Here is a 6,845-nt window from a genome sequence, read left to right as displayed (position 1 = left end):
GCGTTCATCCTCATCGGCGCGATCATCGCGTTCTTCGTCCCGGAGCCCTTCGTCCCCATCGGCGACTACATCACCTACGCCCTGATGGTGATCATGTTCTGCATGGGCCTGACGCTGACGATCCCGGATCTCAAGCTCGTCGCCCGCCGCCCGTGGCCCATCGCCATCGGCGTGATCGCGCAGTTCGTGATCATGCCGCTGGCCGCCGTGGCCGTGTCGAAGATGCTGGGCCTCAACCCGATGCTGGCCATCGGCCTGCTCATGCTCGGCTCGGTTCCCGGCGGCACCGCCTCCAACGTCGTGGCGTACCTGGCCAAGGGCGACGTGGCGCTGTCGGTGGCCATGACGTCGGTGTCGACGTTGCTGTCGCCCATCGTCACGCCGATCATCATGCTGCTGCTGGCCGGCCAGGAAACGCCGGTCGACGGCGGTGGCATCGCCTGGACGCTGGCGCAGACCGTGCTGATCCCCGTCGTCGGCGGTCTGATCATCCGAGTGGCCTTCGACAAGTTCGTGGACAAGCTGCTGCCGATCCTGCCGTGGCTGTCGATCCTCGGCATCGGCGCCGTGGTGTTCCCCGCCGTGGCGAAGTCCGCCGAGACGCTCAAGACCGTTGGCCTGCTGGTCATCGGCGCCGTGATCCTGCACAACCTGTTCGGCTACATCTTCGGCTACCTCGCCGCGCGCGTGTTCAAGCTGCCGCCGGAGGCGTGCCGCACCACCGCCATCGAGGTCGCCACCCAGTCCGCCGGCCTGGCCTCGGGCATGTCCGGCAAGTTCTTCTCGGCCGAAGCCGCCATCCCGGGCGCCGTCGCCGCCGTGTGGCACAACATCGCCGGCGCGATCTTCGCCGCCGTCGCCCGCAAGTCCGCCGAGCGCACGGCGCGCGCCGAGGCGCAGTCCGAGGTGGGCACCGAGGCGGGTAACCCTGCCCGGTAGGACGCGTAAGGCAGCGACATCCGGCCGACGGGAATGCCCCGCAGCCGGGCGCCGTTGCACCTGTCATGCGCATTGACATCTGGTCCGACGTCGTCTGCCCGTTCTGCTGGATAGGCAAGCGGCACCTGGAAGAAGCCCTGAAGGAGTTCCGTGCCGAGCACGCGGACGCCGAAGTGGAGATCCTGTGGCGGGCGTTCCAGCTCGACCCGAACGCCGACGCGTCGTCGACCGAGACGATCCCCGAAATGATCGCGCGGAAGTACTCCATGCCGCTCGAGGCCGCCGTCGAGTCCCAGGATCAGATGGCCGCGAACTTCGCTTCCGTCGGCCTGGAGTTCAACTGGCGCGACGCCAAGTCCGGCAACACCTTCGACGCCCACCGCCTGGCCGCCATGGCCAGCGACCGAGGGCTCGACGACGAAGCCGACGAAGCCCTGAAGAAGGCGTACTTCACCGACGGCCGCCTGGTCTCCGATCATGGGGTGCTGCGCGAGATCGGCGAGTCCATCGGCCTGCCCGGCGACGAGGTCGCCGAGATGCTCGCCTCCGACGCCTACGCCATCGACGTGCGCCACGACATGACCATGGCCCAGGGCCTGGGCATCTCCGGCGTGCCGTTCTTCGTCTTCGACGGCAAGTTCGCCGTCAACGGCGCCCAGCCGGTCGACGTGTTCCGGCAGGCGTTGGCCACGGCGTGGGAAGAGTCCAACAAGGGCTTGACGACGATCGACGGCTCCGCGACCGGCGGAACCGGTGGCCAGGGGGCGGGCGCCGATGCCGCCGCGACCGGTGGGGCCGGGACCGATGCCGGCGCAGATGGCCCGGACTGCTCGGACGGTTCCTGCTCGGTGTAGCTCGGGGATGGCGCGGGATTCCGGGTCATGTGCCCGGTTGTTCCAGCTGCCGATCATCGATGCCTTGAGCTCCTCAAGTGCCATGAACCCGAGTTGTGATTGCACTTATGGGGGTCAAGTGTAAAATTGGCGGTCATGAGCGACGGTTGTGATCTGCATCCGTGGCCGTCGGAAGGGGACGACATGACCTGGCCGCACGTCACATTCGAAAAGCAGGACTGGGTCGTCGATCCCGGGCTGCCGGTTTCCTCGCGGGCACGCGCGAGGATCCCATCGTCGTATGACTCCGCCGTCGTTCCCGCGATATCCGAGGCGAAGTTCGAGCTGACGTCGGCATTGGCGGCCGACCTGGCCGCAGCATCGGCCGCCGTGGCGCGCTTCGACGCCGGCCCGGCGTCGGCATTGCTGCCCTTTGCCTCTTTGCTCCTGCGAAGCGAGTCGTCCGCGTCGTCCCGGATCGAACGTCTCACCGCCTCGGCGAGGGCGCTCGTGGAGGCGGAGTTCTTCGCTACTTCCGGGTCCGAGGGGGATGTCTCGGGCCCATCTGCACGCGGTGCTTCGGGGTCGCGCATCAAGGGCAACGCTCCGCTGATCGTGGCGAATGCGAAGTTGATGTCCGCTGCGGCGCGCGTCGGATCGGAACTCGGCGTCGACGGGCTGCTCGGCATGCATGAGGTTCTGCTCGGCCCCTCGGCACCGGACATCGCGGGCAAGTGGCGGGAGGGCGCCGTGTGGATCGGCGGTGATGACCTGAGCCCTGCGGGTGCGCTGTTCGTTCCGCCGAAGGTCGAAGACGTACCCGCGCTCGTGGACGATTTGATGGGCTTCTTGGGCCGCAGCGACCTTCCGGCCGTCGCGAAAGCCGCGATCGCCCACGCACAGTTCGAGACGGTTCACCCGTTCGCGGATGGCAACGGCCGGACGGGCCGCGCGCTCGTCCACGTCGTGTTGGCGCAATCCGGTTTGTGCTCGAACGCGGTGCTGCCGCTGTCGGCGAGATTGCTGCAAGACACGGCGGGTTACTTCCACACGCTGGATGCGTACCGCCGAGGGCATCCGGAACCGATAGTCGAGCTATTCGCCCGCGCCGCGGTCGAAGCCGCCGGGTTGGGCACGTGGGCGGCAGGGGAACTGGCGTCGATCCGGGAGGACTGGCGCGCGCTTGTGACGGGACGTGCCGGTACACCCGACGGCGCATTGGTGGACGCGTTGTTGGCGCAGCCCGTCATGGACGTCGCTTTCGCCGCCGATGCGGCGGGGTGCTCCGTGACGGCTGCGAGGCGTTCTCTGGAACGGCTCGAAAAATCCGGCATCGTCATCGGGTACCAGGCCGGGAAGCGGCGCCGTGCCTGGCGGGCACCGGACGTGCTCGATCTCATGGACCGTGTCGCAACCGGCCTGGGGCGCCGGAACCGCGCACCGGGCGGGTGACCGTCCCAGGTCCGGCACAGTGCACCGGCGGCTGTCGGAGAGGGATGCAATTACCTGGCTGTCCCGGGAGCCCGCCCGCCATTTTCGCGAACCCCGCCCCTGCACGCTGCTGCACTTATATAGTCCCCGGAAAGGAAAAGGGCGCGGACGACGGGATTTTGGCCCCGGTCCGCGCCAGCGACCGGGAAGAAGGCGACGTACGCATGGGGCACGTGAAGAAGGCCAGGTTCATCGGCATCCTCGCAGGCGGATTTCTCGTCGCCGGCGGCACGGGCGTGGCCATGGCCCAGGGCGGCATCTCCGCCAACCTCGCACTGTCCGGCACGGTGATGACGCTCACCGTCGACGAGCTCGTCGGCGATTCCTCCAGTCTCTTCGTCGGCGCCGAGAAGGTCGGCGACGGCGAGTCCGGCGTTTCCAAGCTGCGCTTCGGCGACGCCACCGGCACCGACGTCTGCCTGTCGGCGCCGTTGGGCAACGTTCCGGGCGTCGGGGAAGCCACGTTCAAGCTCCTGGTCCCCGGCCAGAACTTCGGCGCCGAGAATCTGCTGGTCGGCGCCAAGGACATCAACGGCGCCCTGACCATGTACAACCCCCAGATCGGCATCGACGCCAATCAGGTCGACGAACGGGCGCCCGGCGGCAGCTGGGGCCTGGCCGCGACGCGGATGGTGGTCCAGCAACAGGTGCTCCAGGTGACGTCGGTCGCGGCAGATTCGCTGACGATCGCCGGGGCGAAGATCAACGTCGTGACCGGGGATGACGGTGGCTGCTGACCCGAAGTCCGACAAAGCTGTTGACGCCGACAAGATCGATAACGCCAACAGCGCCGACAACTCCGACAAGGCCAACAGTGCCGGCGACCGCCGCGGCCGGTCCCTCAACCGGTGGCGCAAGCAGCGCCCGTTCGGCGCGGGGCTGAGCATGATCCTCGGCGGCGCGGTGATCCTCACGCCCGCCTACCTGACCTTCGACGTCCAGGGACTGCTGATCAGCATCTCGTCGCTGTCGGGCGTATCGACGCTGCTCATCGGCGTGCTGCTCATCGTGTGCGGCCTGCTGACGTGGCGCGGCGGTGACACGCGGATCCTCACCGGCGTCACGTCGCTGATCCTCGCCATCGTCGCGTTGCCGACGTCGAACTTCGGCGGCTTCATCCTCGGCACCGTGCTGGCGCTGGTCGGCGGCGCGCTCGCGCTGTCGTGGAGCCCGGACGAGAAACCGGTCGCAAACGGCCCCGGCACCCCCGGCGGCTCCGAAGTCGCCGAACCGGGTTCGGGCACCGGGCGCGCGGAAGGGAAGGGCCCCTCCGCCGCTGGCTCAAGCGCCGCGGCACTGATCATCGCACTCGCCATGGTCGGTGCCATCGCCGCGCCGCCGATGTTCGCCCCGCCGGTCGCCTCGGCCGCCCCCGCCCCGTGGCCGATTCCCGCGTTGCCCGTCCCGTGGGCCCCGCAGGAGCAGGCGCCGCCGGCGATCGCGCCCCCTGCCATGTCACCGTTGCCCGATACCGGCACCATCCCGTCGCCAAGCGAACTGTTGCCGGGACTGCCCGGGACCGGAAACGAGCCTGACGACGCCGCCGGTGGTTTCGGCCTCGGCGATCCGCCGGAGTCGCTGCCGGGGGAGCTGAACGTGTCCGACACGATGGAGATCATCACCGCCGACTCGGTGCGGTTGCTGGGCAACGTGCGGCTGTCCGAAACCGCCGTGACCATCCCGTCCGGCGAGGTCGTGCAGGCGATCCGCCTCGACGCGGATCGGGTGGAGCTGGACAACCTCGGCCTGCAGGCCGAAGGCGTCGACGTCGGCTTGTCCACGGCCCCCGGCACCATGTCGACCCTGACCGGCAACTTCCACATCATCGTCCGCTCCCTGACGGTCACGCCCGCGGCGAGCGCCGGCGAGCTGATCCCCATCACGATCGACGCCCGGTGGATCGACGACGCCGTGCTGGAATCGCTGGCGTCGCACTCGCTGGGGCTGCCCGACCAGATCACCGACGAGCTGATCCTGCGCGACGTCAGCCTGGAGAGCTTCATGGTCCGCTCCGACCGCCTGCAGCTGCCGACGTCGGCGCGGATCGGATGACCGTTTAGAGAGCCCGGCGCCCGTCCTCGAGGACGCGGATGACCTCGTCGAGGAACGCATCCTCGCCGGTGGCGGCGAAGGCACCGGCGATGGCGGGCAGCAACGCGGCCATGCGCTCGGCGACGGCGTCGACGGGTGCCGCCGAGGCCTTGTCGGCGGCGCGGGCCTGCAGCCAGTCGCGGACCTGGTGCTCGGCGGCGGCCACCCACGTGCGCAGCGCCTCGCGGCCCAGCGGCGTTTCCTCGATGGGCCGGACCCGGCGGGCGATTTCGGCGGCGACCGCATCGCGCATGCCCTCGGCGATCGTCCCCCGGCCGTGGCTGTCCAGCAGCACCAGCACCTCCGAGCGCACCGCGTCGCAGATGCGCAGGAATTCGCGGATGCCGACCACCAGTTCCTCCCATTGGTTGTCGGAGCCGAAACCGGAGAACATCCGCTTCTGGAAGGCCGCGGCGATGCGGCCGATGATGGCCATCTTCAGGTCCTCGAGCCCGGTGAACAGCCGGTAGAACGTCGCGCGGGACACTCCGGCTTTCTTGGCGACGTCGTCGATGGTGTACTCGCTCGGCCGTCCCTCCGAATACAGGGTCGCGGCCGCGTCGAGGATGTCCTCGCGCCGCTGGCCGGCGGTCAACCGGCGCCTGCGGCCACCGCGCCCGTTCCCGCCGGCGGCGGTTCCAGGGTCGGTGGTCGCATGGTCCGGTTCGTCCTTCACACCCGCCAGGGTAGTGGGGGCGTGCAACGTCACGGCGTCAGCGGTCCCAGGGGTGCCCGACCGCCGCGGCGATTCCCCGCGGGTTCGGGCGCTTGGCGACGGCCACCGCACCGATGACCAGCCCATCGCGGACGACGACGGACTCGAATTCCTCCGCCTCGGAGACGACCACGATGTGCTCGGCCCCGGCGCCCGGTTCGGTCCCGGTGCCGACGACCTCGCCGACCGTGGTCACGCGCAGCCCGGCCTGGACGCTCCACCGCCGGGCGGGCGCCGGTGCGTGCGCGTCGGGCGCTTCCGTCTCTCCGGCGTCGACCAGCACGCCGGTGGCCCCGCGGATGCCGGAGGCCCGGGCCGACGCGAGATCCTCGTCGCGGTGCAGGCAGTCGCCGACGCGCAGCGCCGCGCAGTCGCCGGCGGCGTAGATGCCGGTCCGGGACGTCCGGCCGAGTTCATCGACCACCACGCCGTCGGCGACCTCGAGGCCCAGTTGTTCCGCGAGCTCCGTGTCGGGGCGGATGCCGATGGCGGCCACCGTGACCGCGTCACCGTCCAGCTGCGGTTCCGCACCGAGGGCGAAGTCCACGCCGCGGCGTTCGTGCACGCCGCGCAGCCAGGCCGCGGCGCCGTCGGGAAGCATGCGGGACATGATCTCCGGCGCGACGTCGTGGACGCGGACCCGCTGGCCGGCATCGGTCAGCGACCCGGCCGCCTCCATGCCGAGCACCCCGGCGCCGACGACGTCCACGCCGCGGCCCCCGCCGCCGAGCGTCTCCCGCAGCCGCGACGCGTCGTCGGCGGTGCGCAGGACGTGG

The 6,845-nt window shown here is 70.0% G+C and carries 7 protein-coding genes; 5 read left to right on the top strand and 2 right to left on the bottom strand.

The features are described 5' to 3' along the window. The 5 genes from GX015_RS00220 to GX015_RS00200 all read left to right on the top strand — a co-directional run. The coding region (locus GX015_RS00220; protein WP_291341894.1) for a bile acid:sodium symporter family protein at positions 1–939 on the top strand (939 nt) is incomplete at its 5' end. 65 nt (positions 940–1,004) lie between these two features. Beyond that, the gene (locus GX015_RS00215) at positions 1,005–1,793 is read left to right on the top strand and encodes a DsbA family oxidoreductase (RefSeq protein ID WP_046650268.1); all 789 of its coding nucleotides are present in this window, start codon (positions 1,005–1,007) and stop codon (positions 1,791–1,793) included. Between the two features lie 135 nt (positions 1,794–1,928). Beyond that, complete coding sequence (locus GX015_RS00210) at positions 1,929–3,224, top strand: Fic family protein (protein WP_291341893.1); 1,296 nt, start codon at positions 1,929–1,931, stop codon at positions 3,222–3,224. Between the two features lie 203 nt (positions 3,225–3,427). Beyond that, positions 3,428–4,000, top strand: a complete 573-nt coding sequence (locus GX015_RS00205) for a DUF6230 family protein (RefSeq protein ID WP_046650309.1) — start codon at positions 3,428–3,430, stop codon at positions 3,998–4,000. Then, complete coding sequence (locus GX015_RS00200; protein ID WP_168937339.1) at positions 3,990–5,315, top strand: DUF6114 domain-containing protein; 1,326 nt, start codon at positions 3,990–3,992, stop codon at positions 5,313–5,315. The genes GX015_RS00205 and GX015_RS00200 overlap by 11 nt, the downstream gene beginning before the upstream one ends. Before the next feature lie 4 nt (positions 5,316–5,319). On the opposite strand, the gene GX015_RS00195 is transcribed toward GX015_RS00200, so the two are convergent. Beyond that, positions 5,320–6,030, bottom strand: coding sequence for a TetR/AcrR family transcriptional regulator (locus GX015_RS00195; protein ID WP_291341892.1), 711 nt, complete (start codon positions 6,028–6,030; stop codon positions 5,320–5,322). Positions 6,031–6,067: 37 nt separating this feature from the next. Then, on the bottom strand, positions 6,068–6,845 hold a 778-nt coding region (locus GX015_RS00190), incomplete at its 5' end, for an FAD-dependent oxidoreductase (protein ID WP_291341891.1).

It is taken from the genome of Corynebacterium sp., assembly GCF_012837295.1.
Lineage (GTDB): Bacteria > Actinomycetota > Actinomycetes > Mycobacteriales > Mycobacteriaceae > Corynebacterium.
The sequence above is the reverse complement of the archived record's forward strand: the minus strand, read 5'-3'. Positions and strand labels throughout refer to the sequence as shown.